Genomic DNA, 17,655 nt, shown 5'->3' with positions numbered 1-17,655 from the left:
CTGGTTTTCGCTGCGGATACTGACGATTAAAGCGATAGTTTGCCTTTCGTTATTGAATATGATTGCTATTTGCATTTAAACTTGGCGAACCAGAGGAAACAGAATCATTATGCCGCTAAAAAAGATGTTCCTTAATCGCCGTATATCCGTGCCTTTTGTTTTGTCCGTAGGCTTGCACAGCGCCCTGGTGGCGGGGTTGCTTTACGCTTCGGTAAAGGAAGTGGTGGAGCTGCCGAAGCCAGAGGACGCGCCGATCAGCGTCATGATGGTCAACACCGCCGCGATGGCCGAACCGCCGCCACCGGCGCCGGCCGAGCCGGAACCGCCGCAGGTTGAACCTGAGCCGGAGCCAGAACCGGAACCCATTGTGGAGCCGCCGCCAAAGGCGATCGTGAAGCCGGAGCCGGTCAAGCCGAAACCGAAGCCTAAGCCAAAGCCGAAGGTAGAAAAACCGGTTAAATCGGAGCCGAAGAAAGTCGAGCCGCGCGAGCCGTCGCCGTTCAACAACGATTCGCCGGCCAAGCCGATCGACAAAGCGCCGGTGAAACAGGCGCCTGCCGCGCCGGTGCAGGGCAACTCGCGCGAGGTTGGGCCAAGGCCGATCAGCCGCGCTAACCCGCTCTATCCGCCGCGAGCCCAGGCTTTGCAGATCGAAGGTAATGTGCGGGTACAGTTCGATATCGACAGCGACGGCCGGGTGAGCAACGTGCGCATCCTGTCGGCGGAACCGCGCAATATGTTTGAGCGTGAAGTGAAGCAGGCGATGCGCAAATGGCGGTATGAAGCCAAGGAAGCGAAAGATCGCACCGTGACTATCCGCTTCAAGCTGAACGGCACGACCGAATTGAACTGAGTTCGGTCACCATCAAAGAAAAAAAGGGTCGCCTCGGCGACCCTTTTTGCATTTGCGGTATCTCCGCCGGCTTACTCTTCGAAGCCGACGCGGAAATTCATTTTACCGTCTGGCAACGCGCGCGAGTTGCCTTCCGCATCGACTGCCACATAGGTGAACACCGCTTCTGTCGCGCGATAGCGCTGACCGATCGGAGCGGAAGAGACTTTCTTTACCCACACTTCGATATTGATGGTGATCGAGCTGCGCCCGGTGCGGATGCAGTGCGCATAGCAGCAAACCACGTCGCCTACCGCCACCGGTTTCAGGAAGGTCATGCCGTCTACGCGTACGGTCACCACGCGCCCTTCGGCGATCTCTTTTGCCTGGATGGCGCCGCCGATATCCATTTGCGACATCAGCCAGCCGCCGAAGATATCGCCGTTGGCATTGGTATCAGCCGGCATCGCCAGCGTGCGCAGCACCAGCTCGCCGCTGGGTAAAGGTCGTTGTTGTGTCATAGCAGTCTGCTTTTAAAAGGAGGGAATCACTTCATACTGCCCGCGGCAAGCGCCGCAGGCATTAACAAATTTGTAACTATTTTTTCTGTTCTGCCGGCATGTGCCGGTAAATATAGATACCGCTAAGCAGGGTGAATACCAGCGTCAACACCGTCAGGCCAAAGACTTTGAAATTGACCCAGACGCTTTGCGGCAGCCAGAAAGCGACATAGATATTCGCCAGGCCGCAGGCCAGGAAGAAGACCGCCCAGGCCAGGTTGAGGTTGCTCCACACTTTGTCCGGCAGCGTCAGCTCTTTGCCCAGCATGCGTTGAACCAGCGGCTTTTTGAGCACCCACTGGCTGATCAGCAGCGCCAGCGCGAACAGCGCGTAAATCACCGTCACTTTCCACTTGATGAACAAATCGTTGTGGAACACCAGCGTCAGGGTGCCGAACACCAACACCATCAGGAAGGTGATCAGCGTCATCTTCTCAACCTTGCGGTATTTCACCCAGGTGAACACCAGCGCCAGTGCGGTGGCGACGATCAACGCGCCAGAGGCGACGTAAATGTCGTACAGCTTGTAAAAAGCGAAAAAGACAATCAACGGGAGAAAATCAAGAAACTGCTTCATAAATCAATCCATCATCTGTTCATCGGCCGACTATACCGGATTCGGCGGGCTCTGTGTACCGCCGGACGTTGCCGATTATCGGCGTTTGGCCGGCGGATTTCTGCCGCGAAAGCAGGAATTTGCATAAACTTACGCAAGAAAGCACGGTTGCATTGCCAGAGTCGGCCGCAGGTCGCATAGTAAGTGCCATAATAACCAGATAATTTACCGCGGAAAACAGCATGCAGTGGAAATCTCTCCAGGCCCTGACGCCTGGTTTGACGCATTTATTGGGGTATCAACGCGGTTGGCTCAAGCCGGATATTCGCGCCGGTCTTTCCGTTGCCGCCGTCGCCTTGCCGGTGGCCATCGCCTACGCCGAGCTGGCCGGCGTCAGCCCGGTAGTCGGGCTCTATTCCTGTATCTTGCCGATGGTGGCCTATGCGCTGTTCGGTTCGTCACGCCAGCTGATCGTCGGGCCCGACGCCGCCACCTGTGCGGTGATCGCCGCGGTGGTGACGCCGCTGGCGGCGGGCAATATGGAACGCCATTGGCAACTGACCATCATGATGACCGCCATGATGGGGGGATGGTGCCTGCTGGCCAGCCGGTTCAAGCTGGGGGCGTTGGCGGATCTGCTGTCGCGGCCGATCCTCAGCGGGCTGCTGAACGGCGTGGCGCTGACCATTATCGTCGATCAAATCGGCAAGGTGTTGGGGTTCACGGTGCATCAGGCGCAGCTGATCGAACGCATCTACGCGCTGCCGGGTAACCTGCTGCACAGCGATTGGCTGACGATGGCGGTGTCGCTGCTGACGTTGGTGACGCTGCTTGGATTCAAAAAATGGCGGCCTAACTGGCCGGCGCCGCTGTTCGCCATCGTGCTGGCGGCGTTCGTTACCTGGGCCGGCGGCTTGCAGCAGCATGGCGTGGTGACGGTGGGTGGCTTCAGCGGCGTGTTGCCGATCGTCCAGTGGCCGGACTTTCAGCCTGGTTTGCTGCGCGACATGGTGATCCCGGCGCTCAACCTGGCGGTGGTGAGCTTTGTCAGCATGATGCTTACTGCCCGCAGCTTCGCCGCCAAGAACGGTTATGAGGTCAACGCCGACGCCGAGTTTCGCGCGTTGGGGCTGGTGAATATCGTTTCGGCGCTGTCGCAAGGTTTCGCCATCAGCGGTGCGGACTCGCGTACCGCGGTGAATGACGCCAACGGTGGCAAGAGCCAACTGGTGTCGATCATCGCCGCGGCGGTAATCGCCTTCGTCTTGCTGTTCCTGATGGCGCCGCTGCAGTTTATTCCGGTGGCGGGATTGGGCGTGGTGCTGATGTATGCGGCCTGGTCGCTGCTGGACATTCGCGGCATCTGGGTCTTGCGCCGTCGCAACGCTCAGGCTTTCCGCCTGGCGCTGTTTACCTTCCTCAGCGTGCTGCTGGTGGGGGTGATCAGCGGTATCGGCTTGGCGGTCTTGCTCGGATTGATGCAGTTTCTGCGCACCGTCTTCCGGCCGACGGAACAGCTGCTGGGGGTCAACGACGAAGGCATGATCCATTCCATGGGCAACAACAATGGCGTGAAGGCGGTGCCTGGCGTCATGATGTACCGCTTCAATTCGCCGCTAACCTATTTCAACGTGGCGTATTTTAAACGCCGCATCCTCAATTTGGTCGACGGCACGCCGTTCCAGCCGCGCTGGGTGGTGGTGGACGCGGTGGCCAGCTTTACCCATGCCGACATCAGCGTACTGGCGGCCATCGACGAACTGAAACGCGACCTATTGCAGCGTAACGTTAAGCTGGTACTGGCGGGGCGCCGCACCGAGCTGACGCGCTGGTTCCGCATCAACCGATTGGGGCGTGACAAAGAGCTGATTTTGGTGCCGGACCTGTATCTGGCGCTGAAGCTGATTCAGAGTAAGGAGCAGGCGGAAGCCGCCACAGCGGGGTAAACAAAAAAGGGGCGCGCCGAAGCGTGCCCCTTGGGTTTTGGTGGCGCCGGCCTTAGCCGCGCAGCAGCATATACAGACGGAACAGATAGATCAGCAGCAGGGCGGACACCAGGTTGCTCAACGCGGTCAACACTACGCTGGCGACGTTCGGCGTCAGCACCGACAGATGGCTCACCAGGAACAGCACCAGCAGCTTGGCCGCCAGCCACAGCATCATCGCCGGCACAATCACGCGCGCATTGGCGAAGGCCAGTTTGCTGCTCAACTTGAGCGAAGCGAACACGCCTTTTTTGTCGACGGAGGCGATCACCGGCGCCAGCGCGAAGGCGATCGCCATGATCACGCCCGGCACCACAAACAGCGTCAGACCGAGCTGGATCAGCAGGGTGCAGATAAACAGCAGCAGCAACAGGCGAGGCAGATCGGGCGCCGAAGCGCCGAGCGCGCGCAGGGCGCTGGTGCGTTGCCCTTGCGACACCAGACGGATCAGCGTCAGCATCCCGCCGACCAGCAGCACGTTGCCGACCAGGGCGGAGAAGGTGGCGGCGGCCGACACTTTCAGCAGCACCATCTGCTGTTCCGGCGTCATCTGCTGGATCACTTCCTGAATGCCCATGCCGGTAGACGAGGCGAAATCGCTGGTGGTGGCCGCGAGCGTCGCCAACTGTTCGGCATCGGGGCTGAAGGCCTGATTCAGCAGCACGGAGATAAACGCCGTCAACAGCGCCAGCATCAGGATGCTGGCCAGTTGGTTGCGTAAAAAGTTAAAACTGTCACGGTACAAAGCGTTGGCCGTGATAGGCATGCAGACTCCTTGGCGTCGGGAAAACAGAGATAAATCAGTGGGTGATTGTACCCTGTTCCACGCCGCTGTGGCACCCCGCGAATTGCACTACGCCTATTTCTTCAACGATCGTCGTCTCAGGCAGCGAAAGCGGCAAGGGCACCGGCAACGGCGGCAGGCCGTAGCGTTCGCGAGCGCGATCGCAGGCTTCGTTGCGCAGGCCGTTTTCACCGGACTGATCGAACTCTCTGCACGGGCTGGGCCGATTGAGGTAGATCGAGCAGGACACGGCGGTGCCGATCTCGCCGTCCAATGCGGTACAGCGTGGGGACTTGCTGTTGGTCCCCTGCATGCAGCGTAGGAACGGGGTCAAAGGCTCCGTTAGGGAAAGAGGGACGGTGCCGCCGCCGTCTTCGGCTTCGGCCCAATAGAATGACACTCGAAAATAACCGCAGCATGCGCCGCAGCTGACACAGGGATTAAGGATTTCGCTCATCTTGATTGCCCGCCGACTCCTTACGGCACCAACCAAAACCAACACGGAAAACGAAATTACCTCAGCCGCATTTTTCTCCGCAACTGAAATTTGAACATGTAGATAATTTGCAACAAAATCGATTTTTTGATGCAGATCAATCCTTGATTTATTAAGTGGTTAGGTAACCTTGTTTTTAGTAGGATTTTAAATTTTTACACATAAGATGTGATCTCGATGGGATCACAAATACCCGAAAGTAGGTATATTCCTCCCCGAGAGATTAACCACACAAATGGAATGGATAATGAAAAAGACAACTCTGGTGGTATTGGCGACGATGATGGCGCCTATGTTGGCAAGTGCGCATCAGGCTGGTGATTTCCTGTTCCGCGCGGGTACCGCGACGGTACGCCCGAATGCGGGGTCGGACAACGTGCTGGGCTTAGGTTCGCTGGATGCGAAAAACAACACTCAGCTCGGCCTGACCTTCGGGTATATGGTGACGGACAACATTGGCGTTGAGCTGTTGGCCGCAACCCCGTTCCGCCACAAGGTGACGCTGGGCGGCACCGATCTGGCGACCGTTCACCAACTGCCGCCAACGCTGATGGCGCAATACTACTTCGGCGACAAGCAGGACAAACTGCGTCCTTACCTGGGCGTCGGCGTTAACTACACCACCTTCTTCGACGAGAAGTTCAACGACTACGGTAAAAGCGCCGGGTTGAGCAACCTCGATCTGAAAGACTCCTGGGGTGTGGCGGCGCAGGCCGGTCTGGATTACAACCTGGATGAACACTGGATGCTGAACATGTCGGTGTGGTGGATGAACATCGAAACCAAAACTCGCTTCAACGATGCGAATGGTGGGCACCACAGCTTCGATACGCGTCTGGATCCGTGGGTGTTCATGTTCGGGGCGGGTTACCGCTTCTGATCAAAGCCGTAAGCAGGGAGGCGCAAGGCCTCCCTGTCGGTATTATTTAAGCTGCATCACGTTGTCAACGGATTTCACGCCGGCAACGCCGCGAGTAACCTGCACCGCACGGTTGGCGTCATCGCTGGACGTCACGAAACCACTCAGTTGAACGCGTCCTTTAAAGGTTTCCACGCTGATCTCGCGCGACTTAATGTTTTTATCCGCCAGCAGCGCCGATTTCACTTTGGTGGTGATCACCGTGTCATCGATATAGCCGCCCGTTCCCTCAGATTTTGCCGTCGGCGCGCAAGCGCTCACCGCGACCGCCACAACGGCTGCCATGCACAAGGCCGAAAGGGTTTTAAAAAGCTTCATAAATTACTCTCCATGCAATGTTATGGTTAAAACTCGCGACGGTGTATCGCCACTGCGAGCGCATTCCCCAAGTCAAACGAAGAAATGCATAGCGAACAAAGTTCATTGTGAGACAAGACGGCGGTTTGTTCAAATTTTTGCGGTAAATAAATGGAACAAACTTTGAAGGGAAACAAGCTGTTAAAGCGAGCGCCGGCAGGGCGCTCGCCAAAGAGGATCATGCCCGGGTGGCGTGCTTCATCGCGCTGACGAAGGTCGCCAGTTTAGCCAGCATCTCCGCCGGGTTGGCATGGTGCTGTTCGATGATTTTGACGATGGCCGAGCCGGAGATCGCGCCGGCGGCGCCGGCCTGCAGCGCGGCCTTCACCTGCTCCGGTTCGGAGATGCCAAAGCCCTGCAGCGGCGGCGCGGCGTGGTACTCGCGCAGCTTGTTCACCAGATGATGCAGCGGCAGCTGCGCCCGGCTTTCGGTGCCGGTTACTCCGGCGCGCGACAGCAGGTAGGTATAGCCGCGGCCGTGCGAAGCGATTTCACGCAGCAGCTCGTCATCGGCGTTCGGTGGGCAGATGAAGATCGGCGCGATACCGTGGCGCGCGGCGGCAGCGCGGAACGGCGCAGACTCTTCAAACGGCACGTCGGCGACCAGCACCGAATCCACGCCCACTTCGGCGCAGCGTTGGTAAAACGCATCGATGCCTTTATGGAACACCAGATTGGCATACATCAGCAGGCCGATAGGAATGGTCGGGTGCTTTTGGCGGATGGCCGCCAGCATCTCGAAGCACTGGGTCGGGGTGACGCCGGCGGCGAAGGCGCGCAGCGTCGCGTTCTGGATCGTCGGCCCGTCCGCCAGGGGATCGGAGAAGGGGATGCCCAGCTCCAGCGCGTCTGCGCCGGCTTCAATCAGGGTGTCGATAATCTGCAGTGACAGCGCCGGGTTGGGATCGCCCAGCGTGACGAACGGGACGAATGCGCCTTCCTTGCTGCTTTCCAGACGCGTGAACAGTTGCTGATAACGTTCCATCAGATTTCTCCCCGTGCTTTCAAAATGTCGTGAACGGTAAATATGTCTTTGTCGCCGCGGCCGGACAGGTTGACCACCAGGATCTGCTCTTTCTGCGGCGTTTCACGGATCATTTTCAGCGCGTGCGCCAGGGCGTGCGAAGATTCCAGCGCCGGGATGATGCCTTCATGGCGCGACAGCGCCTTGAACGCTTCCAGCGCTTCGTCGTCGGTGATTGACACGTATTCTGCGCGGCCGATGCTGTTCAGGTAGGCGTGCTGTGGCCCGACGGACGGGAAGTCCAGCCCGGCGGAGATCGAATAGGACTCTTCAATCTGGCCTTCGTCGGTTTGCATCATCGGCGCTTTCATGCCGAAGTAGATGCCGACGTGGCCATGCTTGAGCGGCGCGCCGTGCTGACCGGTTTCGATGCCCAGACCGGCGGGTTCCACGCCGATCAGGCCCACTTCGGCGTCATCGATAAAATCGGCGAACATGCCGATGGCGTTGGAGCCGCCGCCGACGCAGGCGATGACCGCATCCGGCAGACGGCCTTCACGCTCCAGCACCTGCGCTTTGGTTTCTTCGCCGATCATGCGCTGGAATTCACGCACGATGGTGGGATACGGGTGCGGACCGGCGGCGGTGCCGAGCATATAGTGCGCGGTTTCATAGCTGCCGGACCAGTCGCGCAACGCTTCGTTGCAGGCGTCTTTCAGCGTGGCGGAGCCGCTGTGTACCGGGATCACTTCCGCACCCATCAGCCGCATGCGGAACACGTTCGGCGACTGGCGCTCGACGTCCTTGGCACCCATATAGATGCGGCATTTCAGGCCGAGCAGCGCGCAGGCCAGCGCGGAGGCGACCCCGTGTTGACCGGCGCCGGTTTCCGCGATGATCTCGGTTTTGCCCATGCGTTTGGCCAGCAGGGCCTGGCCCAGCACCTGGTTGGTTTTGTGCGCGCCGCCGTGCAGCAGATCTTCACGCTTCAGATAGAGCTTGGTGTTGCTGCCGGCGGTGAGGTTTTTGCACAGCGTCAACGCCGTTGGGCGGCCCGCGTAGTTCTTCAACAGATCGATAAATTCTGCCTGAAACGCCGGATCGCGCTGAGCGCTGACAAAGGCTTCTTCCAGTTGTTTCAAGGCCGGCATCAGAATTTGCGGCACGTATTGGCCACCAAATTCGCCGAAGTAGGGGTTAAGCAGCGTCATGAGAGTTCCCGTTATTATCCGTTATTAATGTAGAGCCATATTCAGTAGGCGCGCAGGGTTTGGAAAACCGATGCCAGGCGCGCGGGATCTTTGATGCCCGGTTCGCTTTCCACGCCGGAGTTGAAGTCCAGACCGGCGCAGCCGAGCTTGGCCGCTTCAACGCAGTTGTCTGCGCGCAGGCCGCCCGCCAGCATGACGTTAGTCAGGTCTTCGCCTTGCAATACCGACCAGTCGAAGCGTTGGCCGGTGCCGCCTGCGCCGTTGTCCAGCAGATAGCGATCGACATGCTGCAGATCGCGCGCCGGCACCCGATCTTTCACGCTCAGCGCTTTCCAGATGCGGCAATCGGCCGGCAAACGGGCGCGCAGGGCGCTGATATAGGCCTGGTCTTCCGCACCGTGCAGCTGAACCGCCTGCAAGCCGAGACGCTCAACGGTCAACGCCACGGTATCGACCTGGGCGTCGCAGAATACGCCGACGTACTTCAGCGGCGCGCCGGAGATCACTTCACGGGCGCGGGTGATGTCCACATAGCGCGGTGAACGGCCGACGAAAATCAGCCCGCCGTAGATGGCGCCGGCCTGATAAGCGGCGGCAGCGTCCTGCGGGCGAGTCAGTCCGCACACTTTGTTGTCGCCGAGGATCACGCGGCGCACGGCGGCGCGCAGATCGGGCTCCGACATCAACGCGCTGCCGATCAGGAAGCCGTTGGCGTAGTGGCTCAGCTCGCGGATCTGCCCGTAGTTGTTGATGCCCGATTCGCTGATCACCGTCACGCCGTGCGGCACGCGCGGCGCCAACTGACGGGTGCGGTTCAGGTCGATGCTCAGATCGCGCAGATCGCGGTTATTGATGCCAACCACCCGCGCTTCCAGCGCGATCGCACGCTGCAGCTCTTCTTCACTGATCACTTCGGTCAGCACGCCCATATTGAGGCTGTGGGCCACCGCCGCCAGTTGGCGGTACTGTTCGTCGGTCAACACCGACAGCATCAGCAGGATGGCGTCGGCCTGATAGTAGCGCGCCAGGTAAATCTGATACGGATCGATGATAAAGTCTTTGCACAACACCGGCTGGCTGACGGTTTGACTGACCAGCGGCAGGAAGTCGAAGCTGCCCTGGAAGTATTTCTCGTCGGTCAACACCGAGATCGCCGAGGCGAAATCTTTATAGACCGAGGCGATCTCCACCGGATCAAAGTTCTCGCGAATCAGTCCCTTGGAAGGCGAGGCCTTCTTGCATTCGAGAATGAAAGCCGTCCGGGTGCCCTGCAGCGCGTGGTAGAAGCTGCGTTCGCTCGGTACGATGTCATTCTGAAAGCCGGCCAGGGGCTGTTGCTGTTGTCGCGCCGCGATCCATTGCGCTTTGTCGCGGACAATCTTGTGTAGCACGGTTTCCTGCATCATTTATCCTCTTGCCGCCAGTGCGATGACACGCTCATAGGCCTGCCCGCTGTTGATCATATCCAGTGCCTGCCGCGCATTTTGGCGCAGGTCTTCATGTCCGAATAACTTCAGAAGCAACGCGACGTTGGCCGCGACCGCCGCGGCGTGCGCCGGCTCGCCTTTACCTTGTAACAGCCGCGCCAAAATGTCACGGTTTTCTTCCGGCGTGCCGCCCAGCAAGGCTTCCAGCGGATAGGTTTCCAATCCGAAGGACTGCGGCGTGAGCTGGTAGCTGCTGATTTCGCCGTTGTTCAATTCCGCCACGTGCGTCGGGGCGTGGATCGCCACCTCGTCCATGCCGCCGCCGTGGACCACCGCCGCGCGCTGATAGCCCAGCACGCGCAGGGTTTCGGCGATCGGCAGCACCAGTTCCGGGCTGTAAACGCCGATCAGCGCCAGCGGCGGACGCGCCGGGTTGATCAGCGGGCCCAGCACGTTGAACAGCGTGCGGGTCTTCAGCTGCTGGCGCACCGGCATGGCGTGACGAAAGCCGGTGTGGTACTGCGGCGCGAACAGGAAGCACACGCCGAGATCGTCCAGCGCCTTGCGCGCTTCTTCCGCCGGCAGATCCAGGCGGATGCCGAACGCCGCCAGCAGATCCGAGGAGCCGGAGCGGCTGGAGACGCTGCGGTTGCCGTGCTTGGCGATCTTCGCGCCGCACGCCGCCGCGACGAAGGCGCTGGCGGTGGAAATATTGATGCTGTTGGTGCCGTCGCCGCCGGTGCCGACGATATCGGCGAACAGATAGTCAGGGCGCGGGAACGGCTGAGCGTCGTCCAGCAGCGCTTTGGCGGCGCCGGCGATCTCTTCCGGGCGTTCGCCGCGGACCTTCATGCTGATCAACGCCGCCGCCAGTTGGCTCGGCTCCAGTTCGCCGCGCACGATGGCGCTGAACAGCTGTTGGCTTTCCTGCTGGCTCATCGACTCGGCGCGGTACAGTTTCTCAAGAATAGGTTGCATCGTCGTGTTCCTTATATTACTTCGCCAGCGCCCAGGCCAGGGTCTGCTCAAGCAGGCGCGCGCCGTGGGTGGTCAGAATCGATTCCGGGTGGAACTGGAAGCCGCACACGCGGCGGCGGTCGTCGCGCACCGCCATCACCATCTCGCCGAAACGGGCGTTGACGGTGAGGTCGGCCGGGATGTTGCTGCCGACCAGCGAGTGGTAGCGCGCCACCGGCAGCGGATTGACCATGCCGGCGAACATGCCTTCACCGTCGTGAACGATCGCCGAGGCTTTGCCGTGCAGAATTTCACCCGCCTGGCCGACCTGGCCGCCGTAGGCTTCGACGATCGCCTGGTGGCCGAGACAGATGCCGATGATCGGCAGTTGGCCGCGCAGACGCTGCAGCAGTTCCGGCATGCAGCCCGCTTCGGAAGGGGCGCCGGGGCCGGGCGACAGCATCAGCACCGGCTGTTCCATCTGTTGCAGACGCTCGATGATCACCTCGGCGGCGATCTGATTACGGTAAATCACTACCTGGTGGCCACTGGCGCGCAGCTGATCGACCAGGTTGTAGGTAAAGGAATCGACGTTGTCGAGCAGCAGGATATCGGCCATCAGAACACCTCCTTGGCATGGTGCGCAGTGGCGATGGCGCGCAGCACGGCACGGGCTTTATTACGGGTTTCGTCGGCTTCCGCCTGCGGGATGGAATCCAGCACTACGCCGGCGCCGGCCTGCACGGTGGCGATGCCGTCTTCAACGTAGGCGGAGCGAATGACGATGCAGGTATCCAGATCGCCGGTGGCGGTGAAGTAGCCCACCGCGCCACCGTAGCTGCCGCGGCGCGTGCCTTCGGAGGCGGCGATCAGCTGCATCGCCCGTACTTTCGGCGCGCCGCTGAGGGTGCCCATGTTCATGCAGGCCTGGTAGGCGTGCAGCACGTCGAGATCGGCGCGCAGGGTGCCCACCACGCGGGAAACCAGATGCATGACGAACGAATAGCGGTCTACTTTGGTCAGGTCGGCCACGTAGCGGCTGCCGGCCTGGCAGATGCGCGCCAGATCGTTGCGCGCCAGATCGACCAGCATCAGGTGCTCGGCCAGCTCTTTGTGGTCGGTGCGCATTTCCAGCTCGATGCGGCTGTCGAGATCCAGATCCAACGAACCGTCGGCACGGCGACCGCGCGGGCGGGTGCCGGCGATCGGGTAGATTTCAATTTGGCGATTGCCCGCATCGTATTTCAGCGCGCTCTCCGGCGAAGCGCCGAACAGGGTGAAGTCATCATCCTGCATGAAGAACATGTACGGGCTGGGGTTGTTGTCTTTTAAGGTCTGGTAGGCCGCCAGCGGCGCCGGGCACGGCAGGGAGAAGCGGCGCGACGGCACCACCTGGAAAATCTCGCCGTGACGGATCGCTTCCTGCAGCTCGCTGACCACCGCGCCGTACTCTTCGTCGCTCTGGTTACAGCTCAGCTGCATGTTCTCCAGCTTTTGGTGCGGGATCGGCTGCGGGGTTTGTTGCAACTCGGCCTGCAGCTGTTCCAGACGCTGCTGCAGGCGCTGTGTCTCGCTCGCTTGTTCGCTGAAAACGCTGGCCTGCAGGCGGGCCGAGCCGCGCTGGTGATCCAGCACCAGCAGAGTTTCCGCCAGATAGAAGCAGAAGTCCGGGCAACGCTGATCCTGGCGCAGCGCCGGCAGGTTTTCGAAACCGGCGACCAGGTCATAGGCGAACAGGCCGCCCAGCATCACGGCTTCGCGCTCGTCCGCCGGAGAGTCGACCAGCGTCAGCAGCGTGCGCAGCGCGTCGAACACCGACAGTGAACGCAGGCGGGCGTCTTCGTCCTGCACCGCGTCGATCGTCGGGAAGGTCAGCTCGCGGCCGTTAGGGCGTGCCTGATTGCGCACCTCGGGCGGCAGCGCTTCGTCCAGCAGCGGCAGCAGCGCCGCGCCGTTGGCGGTCAGCGCCTGCACGCTGACGGTGTGGCCCAGCGCGGTGATGCGCAGCGCGCTGTCGATCACCAACAGGCTCTGAAGATTCTGTTTGCTGTTGATTTCCGCCGACTCCAGCAGCAGGGTGGCCGGCCGCGCGCCGCACAGCTGGTGGAAAATGGTGGTGGGGTCGCCCCGGTAGCTGGCTTGCGCCTTCAGCAGTGTCAGTTGTGGTTTAGTGTTCATCATCGGTGGTTCCAGTGAATTCTGTCCATAAAAAAGCCCGCATCAGGTGCGGGCTCAGGAAATCTGCATTGTCAGATGACAGCTATGCGCGATTACACCGCCCGCAAGAGGGAGGTACGCCACCAACCGTGAAGAGAAATGTATTTGTTCATTTGCAGACTCTCTCTGTTAACTCTCATCCGACACGGCCGTTGCCGTGAACTTGTGTACTAGTTAACTGGTTCGGCGAGGCAAAGTCAACCCTCTTTTTGCACAATGTTTTAGCGGTCAGCGTGAATTCTATTCATCCTCCGCCTGACGCCTACGGCTGGGGGGAAGAATAGATTTCCGTCCGGCCGCCGATCGCGGGTATGATAGAAAGCCAAGCCATTGCCGGATAGCCGTTTTGACAGACAGTAACCCTCAATCCACCGCTTTTACTCTGTACGATCTCCACAGCCACACGACCGCCTCCGATGGCTACCTGACGCCGACGCAGCTGGTGCAGCGCGCGGTTGAGATGCGCGTGGGCGTGCTGGCGATCACCGATCACGATACCACCGCCGGGCTGGCCGAGGCCGCCGCCGCCATTGCGGCACAGGCGTTGCCGTTACGCTTGGTCAACGGGGTGGAGATCTCGACGCTGTGGGAAAATCATGAGATCCATATCGTTGGGCTGGGCATGGACGTCGCGCACCCGGCGCTGGTGTCGCTGTTGGCGGCACAAACCGAACGCCGCAACCAACGGGCGCAAGAGATCGGCGTGCGGCTGGGTAAAGCGCGCATTCCCGACGCCTATGCCGGTGCCCAGCGGCTGGCGGGCGACGGCGCGGTAACCCGTGGCCATTTCGCCCGTTACCTGGTGGAGATCGGCGTGGCGGACAATATGGCGCAGGTGTTCAAGAAATACCTGGCCAAGGGCAAAACCGGCTATGTGCCGCCGCAGTGGTGTACAATAGAACAAGCCATTGATGCGATTCATCAATCGGGCGGCCAGGCGGTGATGGCGCATCCGGGCCGTTACGATCTGACCGCGAAGTGGTTGAAGCGTCTGTTGGCGCATTTCGCCGAACACGGCGGTGACGCCATGGAAGTGGCGCAGTGTCAGCAGGCGCCGCACGAGCGCACGCAGCTGGCCAAATACGCGCAGGATTACCGCCTGTTGGCCTCGCAAGGCTCTGATTTTCATCAGCCTTGTTCGTGGATCGAGCTGGGGCGCAAGCTATGGTTGCCGGGCGGCGTCGAGCCGGTGTGGCGCGATTGGCCGCAGTCGGGCGAGGCGGTCTGATTTTACGCGCGTGGCGACGCGCGCGGGCATCATTTTAGGAGCAAGTCATGAGTCAGCTTTTTTATATTCACCCAGACAACCCGCAGCCGCGCTTGATCAACCAGGCGGTAGAGGCGCTGCGCAAGGGTGGGGTGATCGTCTATCCCACCGATTCCGGCTATGCGCTGGGCTGCATGCTGGAAGAAAAGGCGGCGATGGAACGCATTTGCCGCATCCGCCAATTGGACGGCAACCACAACTTTACCTTGATGTGCCGCGATCTGTCCGAGTTGTCGACCTATGCGCACGTTGACAATACGGCGTTCCGCCTGATCAAAAACAATACGCCAGGCAACTACACCTTCATTCTGAAAGCGACCAAAGAAGTGCCGCGCCGCCTGATGAATGAAAAACGCAAAACCATCGGTCTGCGTGTGCCGTCGAACCCGATCGCACTGGCGCTGCTGGAGGCGTTGAACGAGCCGATGATGTCCACCACTCTGATGCTGCCGGGCAATGATTTTGCCGAGTCGGATCCGGAAGAGATCAACGATCACTTGGGTAAGGTGGTCGATCTGGTGATCCACGGCGGCTTCCTCGGCCAACAGCCGACTACGGTTATCGATCTGACCGAATCCTCGCCAGAAGTGGTGCGCGAAGGGGCGGGCGACGCGGCGCCTTTCCGCTGATGTAAATTGTTGCCACCTTGCCCATTATCTGAAAATCGGCCGAAACGACGCGACTTCGCGTGAAAGCCGCTATTCTTGAATACTTCAGAATTGATAATGGGCAGGATGCGCAACAATGATTAAACAGGTTTCTTTTTTAGCGGCCTTATTATTTTCCTCAATGGCAAATGCGGGTTTTTATTCAGGCAGCGCCTTGCTGTCGGAATCCGGCGGTTACGTAAAAAATAAAAGCGGCGAAGCCACCGTGGCGGAAGCGTTGAATGGCGGCATGTTTATGGGATACGTCGCCGGCGTATTCGATACCTATTCCATGCAGGGCAATCGCAATATCTGCCCGGCGGCCGGGATGAGCATTGGCGTAGCTGCCGACGCGGTAATGCAATATTTAAACGAACATCCTGAGCAGCTGCATTATTCCGCGCCGTCGGTGATTATGCTGGCGCTGACAGCTGCCTATCCCTGCGTGCGTCATTAATTTCTTATTCCAATTGGTGCGCATTTTTTCATAAGGTGCGCTCGAGTTCTTTTCCGCACGAACTTCAATAGATCAATGCCTGCTGCGCTGTCACCTTATCATCCCGAGAGTCCCCGAACGGGTCGGGGAGAGACGCGCAGGAGGTAACATGACCGTATTTCACAGCGCCAACGTGACGCTCGACTATCAGGATATCGGCTCAGGGCCGATAACGCTGGTGTTGCTGCCCGGCTGGTGTGAACCGAAAACCGTGTTCGAGCCGTTCATCGCTCTGGCGGCCGAGCGTTACCGGGTGATCAGCATCGATTGGCGCGGCCACGGCCTGTCGTCAAAAGCGGCGGAGATGTCGCTGACGGCGGACGATCTGCTGGAAGATGCGCGTCAGTTGTTGACGGCGCTGCATTTGGACAACGTGGTCACTCTGTCGGTGGCGCACGCCAGCTGGCTGGCGGTGGCGTTGGCCGAGGCGTTGCCGCAGCGCGTGCGCGGCATGGTGTTTCTCGACTGGATCATGACGCCGCCGGAGCCGGCTTTCTTTACGGCGGTAAGCCGCATGCAGCAGCCGCAACAATGGCTGGCGGCGCGAGACGCCTTGTTTGACTTCTGGCAGGGGGGAATCAACCATGTTGAGGTTAAACGCCACCTGGAGGTCGAGATGGCGCAGGAGGATTACCGGCTTTGGCGCGCCGCTGGCGTGGCCATCGAACAGGCCTATCGGCAATTCGGTTCGCCGCTGCAACGCCTGGCGGGGATGAGCGCGCCGCTGCCGTGCCGCCATATTTACTCGTTGGAGCGCCGTGACGACTACCTGCGGCAGCAGCAGATGTTTGCCGCCGAGCAGCCGTTTTTCTCCGTGGTGCGTTTAGGCGAGGCGCGCACCCATCTCGGCATTCTGGAACGGCCTGACGCGGTGCTGTGGGCGGTGGAGGATTTTTTGGCGTATTGAACGCCGCCTGAGGGTGCCCCCCGCCGATAAAGTGGGTTTCAACACCTTAGAAAGCCTGTATAATGCGCGGTTCGATCCTGATAAACGTATTATTACCGCTGTGGCGGTCAGCCGCGGCGGTTATCCCCCCGACGCCTGTGAAGGCGACATTAGAGGTTGCTCAATGAGCGAAAAGTTACAGAAAGTTTTAGCGCGCGCCGGGCATGGCTCGCGTCGTGAAATCGAAACCATGATTGAAGCCGGGCGCGTCAGCGTCGACGGCAAGGTCGCCAAGCTGGGCGATCGCGTTGAAGTGACGCCGGCGATGAAAATTCGTCTGGACGGTCATGTCCTGTCGATCAAAGAATCCGAAGAGGTGGTTTGCCGCGTGCTGGCTTACTACAAGCCGGAAGGCGAGCTGTGTACCCGCAGCGATCCTGAAGGCCGCCCGACGGTGTTCGATCGCCTGCCGAAGCTGCGCGGTTCGCGCTGGGTGGCGGTAGGGCGTCTGGACGTCAACACCTCCGGTCTGCTGTTGTTCACCACCGATGGTGAACTGGCCAACCGTCTGATGCACCCGAGCCGCGAAGTGGAACGCGAGTACGCGGTGCGCGTGTTCGGCCAGGTCGACGATGCGAAAGTGAAACAGCTGAGCAAGGGCGTGCAGCTGGAAGACGGCCCGGCCGCCTTCCGCACCATCAGCTTCCAGGGTGGTGAAGGTCTCAACCAGTGGTACAACGTGACCCTGACCGAAGGCCGTAACCGTGAAGTGCGCCGCCTGTGGGAAGCTGTGGGCGTGCAGGTCAGCCGTCTGATCCGCGTGCGCTACGGCGACATCGACCTGCCGAAAGGCCTGCCGCGCGGCGGTTGGGCTGAGCTGGACCTGGCGGCGATCAACTACCTGCGTGAGCTGGTTGAATTGAAACCGGAAACGGTCAGCAAGATGCCGGTCGAGCGCGAGCGCCGCCGCGTGAAGGCTAACCAGATCCGTCGCGCGGTCAAGCGTCACTCGCAGGTAGCCGGCAGCGGCCGCCGCAGTGCGCCGGGCAGCAAGCCGGGTAAACCGAGCAAGCCGAGCAAACGCAGTTAATCCC

17 protein-coding genes, 1 pseudogene and 1 other annotated feature are annotated in these 17,655 nt (G+C 60.2%); of the genes and pseudogenes, 8 read left to right on the top strand and 10 right to left on the bottom strand.

Features of this window, described 5'->3' with window-relative positions:
* Positions 1–109 precede the first annotated feature (109 nt).
* Positions 110–853, top strand: a complete 744-nt coding sequence (tonB, locus tag ATE40_RS10075; protein WP_063918445.1) for a TonB system transport protein TonB — start codon at positions 110–112, stop codon at positions 851–853.
* A gap of 71 nt (positions 854–924) precedes the next feature.
* Here tonB and yciA read toward each other — a convergent pair whose 3' ends face one another.
* Together yciA and ATE40_RS10065 are read right to left on the bottom strand one after the other, a co-directional pair.
* Positions 925–1,353, bottom strand: coding sequence for an acyl-CoA thioester hydrolase YciA (yciA, locus tag ATE40_RS10070; protein WP_019452720.1), 429 nt, complete (start codon positions 1,351–1,353; stop codon positions 925–927).
* A gap of 76 nt (positions 1,354–1,429) precedes the next feature.
* On the bottom strand, positions 1,430–1,969 hold the full coding sequence (locus ATE40_RS10065; RefSeq protein WP_019452719.1) for a septation protein A: 540 nt from the start codon (positions 1,967–1,969) through the stop codon (positions 1,430–1,432).
* Between the two features lie 221 nt (positions 1,970–2,190).
* Here ATE40_RS10065 and ATE40_RS10060 point away from each other — a divergent pair, with 221 nt between their 5' ends.
* Entirely contained in the window at positions 2,191–3,894 is a 1,704-nt protein-coding gene (locus ATE40_RS10060; RefSeq protein ID WP_063918444.1) for a SulP family inorganic anion transporter, read from the top strand.
* 52 nt (positions 3,895–3,946) lie between these two features.
* Here the strand turns inward: ATE40_RS10060 and ATE40_RS10055 are convergent, their stop codons facing one another.
* Positions 3,947–4,699, bottom strand: coding sequence for a YciC family protein (locus tag ATE40_RS10055; protein ID WP_019452717.1), 753 nt, complete (start codon positions 4,697–4,699; stop codon positions 3,947–3,949).
* Positions 4,700–4,733: 34 nt separating this feature from the next.
* Positions 4,734–5,174 carry a YkgJ family cysteine cluster protein gene (locus ATE40_RS10050; RefSeq protein WP_025159790.1) on the bottom strand — a complete coding sequence of 147 codons (441 nt, stop codon included), beginning with the start codon at positions 5,172–5,174 and terminating at the stop codon, positions 4,734–4,736.
* A 286-nt stretch (positions 5,175–5,460) separates the two neighbouring features.
* Here ATE40_RS10050 and ompW point away from each other — a divergent pair, with 286 nt between their 5' ends.
* Positions 5,461–6,093 (top strand): outer membrane protein OmpW, encoded by a 633-nt coding sequence (ompW, locus tag ATE40_RS10045; protein ID WP_019452715.1) that lies wholly within the window; start codon positions 5,461–5,463, stop codon positions 6,091–6,093.
* 42 nt (positions 6,094–6,135) lie between these two features.
* Here the strand turns inward: ompW and ATE40_RS10040 are convergent, their stop codons facing one another.
* The 6 genes and pseudogenes from ATE40_RS10040 to ATE40_RS10010 all read right to left on the bottom strand — a co-directional run bounded on the left by ATE40_RS10040 (position 6,136) and on the right by ATE40_RS10010 (position 13,229).
* On the bottom strand, positions 6,136–6,450 hold the full coding sequence (locus ATE40_RS10040; RefSeq protein WP_019452714.1) for a BON domain-containing protein: 315 nt from the start codon (positions 6,448–6,450) through the stop codon (positions 6,136–6,138).
* Positions 6,451–6,667: 217 nt separating this feature from the next.
* A complete protein-coding gene (gene trpA, locus ATE40_RS10035; RefSeq protein WP_063918443.1) occupies positions 6,668–7,474 on the bottom strand; it encodes a tryptophan synthase subunit alpha in 807 nt (268 codons plus the stop codon).
* Entirely contained in the window at positions 7,474–8,664 is a 1,191-nt protein-coding gene (gene trpB, locus ATE40_RS10030; RefSeq protein ID WP_049242960.1) for a tryptophan synthase subunit beta, read from the bottom strand. Before trpB ends, trpA begins: the two co-directional genes overlap by 1 nt.
* 41 nt (positions 8,665–8,705) lie before the next feature.
* On the bottom strand, positions 8,706–10,067 hold the full coding sequence (trpCF, locus tag ATE40_RS10025; protein WP_025159789.1) for a bifunctional indole-3-glycerol-phosphate synthase TrpC/phosphoribosylanthranilate isomerase TrpF: 1,362 nt from the start codon (positions 10,065–10,067) through the stop codon (positions 8,706–8,708).
* 3 nt (positions 10,068–10,070) lie between these two features.
* Positions 10,071–11,667: pseudogene (gene trpD / locus ATE40_RS25095) on the bottom strand (bifunctional anthranilate synthase glutamate amidotransferase component TrpG/anthranilate phosphoribosyltransferase TrpD).
* Entirely contained in the window at positions 11,667–13,229 is a 1,563-nt protein-coding gene (locus ATE40_RS10010) for an anthranilate synthase component 1 (RefSeq protein ID WP_019452709.1), read from the bottom strand. The pseudogene trpD and the gene ATE40_RS10010 overlap by 1 nt, the downstream one beginning before the upstream one ends.
* A 24-nt stretch (positions 13,230–13,253) precedes the next feature.
* Positions 13,254–13,357 (bottom strand) — a sequence feature (Trp leader region).
* 254 nt (positions 13,358–13,611) lie between these two features.
* On the opposite strand from ATE40_RS10010, the gene rnm reads away from it, so the two are divergent.
* From rnm to rluB, 5 genes are all read left to right on the top strand, one after another.
* Entirely contained in the window at positions 13,612–14,493 is an 882-nt protein-coding gene (rnm, locus tag ATE40_RS10005; RefSeq protein ID WP_063918441.1) for an RNase RNM, read from the top strand.
* Positions 14,494–14,540: 47 nt separating this feature from the next.
* On the top strand, positions 14,541–15,161 hold the full coding sequence (locus ATE40_RS10000; RefSeq protein WP_063918440.1) for an L-threonylcarbamoyladenylate synthase: 621 nt from the start codon (positions 14,541–14,543) through the stop codon (positions 15,159–15,161).
* A gap of 115 nt (positions 15,162–15,276) precedes the next feature.
* Positions 15,277–15,636, top strand: coding sequence for a Rap1a/Tai family immunity protein (locus tag ATE40_RS09995; RefSeq protein ID WP_019452706.1), 360 nt, complete (start codon positions 15,277–15,279; stop codon positions 15,634–15,636).
* 148 nt (positions 15,637–15,784) lie between these two features.
* A complete protein-coding gene (locus ATE40_RS09990) occupies positions 15,785–16,582 on the top strand; it encodes an alpha/beta fold hydrolase (RefSeq protein ID WP_063918439.1) in 798 nt (265 codons plus the stop codon).
* Between the two features lie 163 nt (positions 16,583–16,745).
* Positions 16,746–17,651, top strand: coding sequence for a 23S rRNA pseudouridine(2605) synthase RluB (gene rluB / locus ATE40_RS09985; protein ID WP_063918438.1), 906 nt, complete (start codon positions 16,746–16,748; stop codon positions 17,649–17,651).
* Positions 17,652–17,655: the final 4 nt, after the last annotated feature.

Source organism: Serratia surfactantfaciens (genome assembly GCF_001642805.2).
In the GTDB taxonomy this organism is placed as follows: domain Bacteria; phylum Pseudomonadota; class Gammaproteobacteria; order Enterobacterales; family Enterobacteriaceae; genus Serratia; species Serratia surfactantfaciens.
Note: the sequence above shows the minus strand (reverse complement) of the source record. Positions and strands in the feature narration are given on the sequence as shown.

Excerpts from the sequence above, each read along its gene's own strand:
- tonB (WP_063918445.1), top strand. The coding sequence starts at position 110 with ATGCCGCTAAAAAAGATGTTCCTTAATCGCCGTATATCCGTGCCTTTT.
- yciA (WP_019452720.1), bottom strand. The coding sequence starts at position 1,353 with ATGACACAACAACGACCTTTACCCAGCGGCGAGCTGGTGCTGCGCACG.
- ATE40_RS10065 (WP_019452719.1), bottom strand. The coding sequence starts at position 1,969 with ATGAAGCAGTTTCTTGATTTTCTCCCGTTGATTGTCTTTTTCGCTTTT.
- ATE40_RS10060 (WP_063918444.1), top strand. The coding sequence starts at position 2,191 with ATGCAGTGGAAATCTCTCCAGGCCCTGACGCCTGGTTTGACGCATTTA.
- ATE40_RS10055 (WP_019452717.1), bottom strand. The coding sequence starts at position 4,699 with ATGCCTATCACGGCCAACGCTTTGTACCGTGACAGTTTTAACTTTTTA.
- ATE40_RS10050 (WP_025159790.1), bottom strand. The coding sequence starts at position 5,174 with ATGAGCGAAATCCTTAATCCCTGTGTCAGCTGCGGCGCATGCTGCGGT.
- ompW (WP_019452715.1), top strand. The coding sequence starts at position 5,461 with ATGAAAAAGACAACTCTGGTGGTATTGGCGACGATGATGGCGCCTATG.
- ATE40_RS10040 (WP_019452714.1), bottom strand. The coding sequence starts at position 6,450 with ATGAAGCTTTTTAAAACCCTTTCGGCCTTGTGCATGGCAGCCGTTGTG.
- trpA (WP_063918443.1), bottom strand. The coding sequence starts at position 7,474 with ATGGAACGTTATCAGCAACTGTTCACGCGTCTGGAAAGCAGCAAGGAA.
- trpB (WP_049242960.1), bottom strand. The coding sequence starts at position 8,664 with ATGACGCTGCTTAACCCCTACTTCGGCGAATTTGGTGGCCAATACGTG.
- trpCF (WP_025159789.1), bottom strand. The coding sequence starts at position 10,067 with ATGCAGGAAACCGTGCTACACAAGATTGTCCGCGACAAAGCGCAATGG.
- ATE40_RS10010 (WP_019452709.1), bottom strand. The coding sequence starts at position 13,229 with ATGATGAACACTAAACCACAACTGACACTGCTGAAGGCGCAAGCCAGC.
- ATE40_RS10000 (WP_063918440.1), top strand. The coding sequence starts at position 14,541 with ATGAGTCAGCTTTTTTATATTCACCCAGACAACCCGCAGCCGCGCTTG.
- ATE40_RS09995 (WP_019452706.1), top strand. The coding sequence starts at position 15,277 with ATGATTAAACAGGTTTCTTTTTTAGCGGCCTTATTATTTTCCTCAATG.
- ATE40_RS09990 (WP_063918439.1), top strand. The coding sequence starts at position 15,785 with ATGACCGTATTTCACAGCGCCAACGTGACGCTCGACTATCAGGATATC.
- rluB (WP_063918438.1), top strand. The coding sequence starts at position 16,746 with ATGAGCGAAAAGTTACAGAAAGTTTTAGCGCGCGCCGGGCATGGCTCG.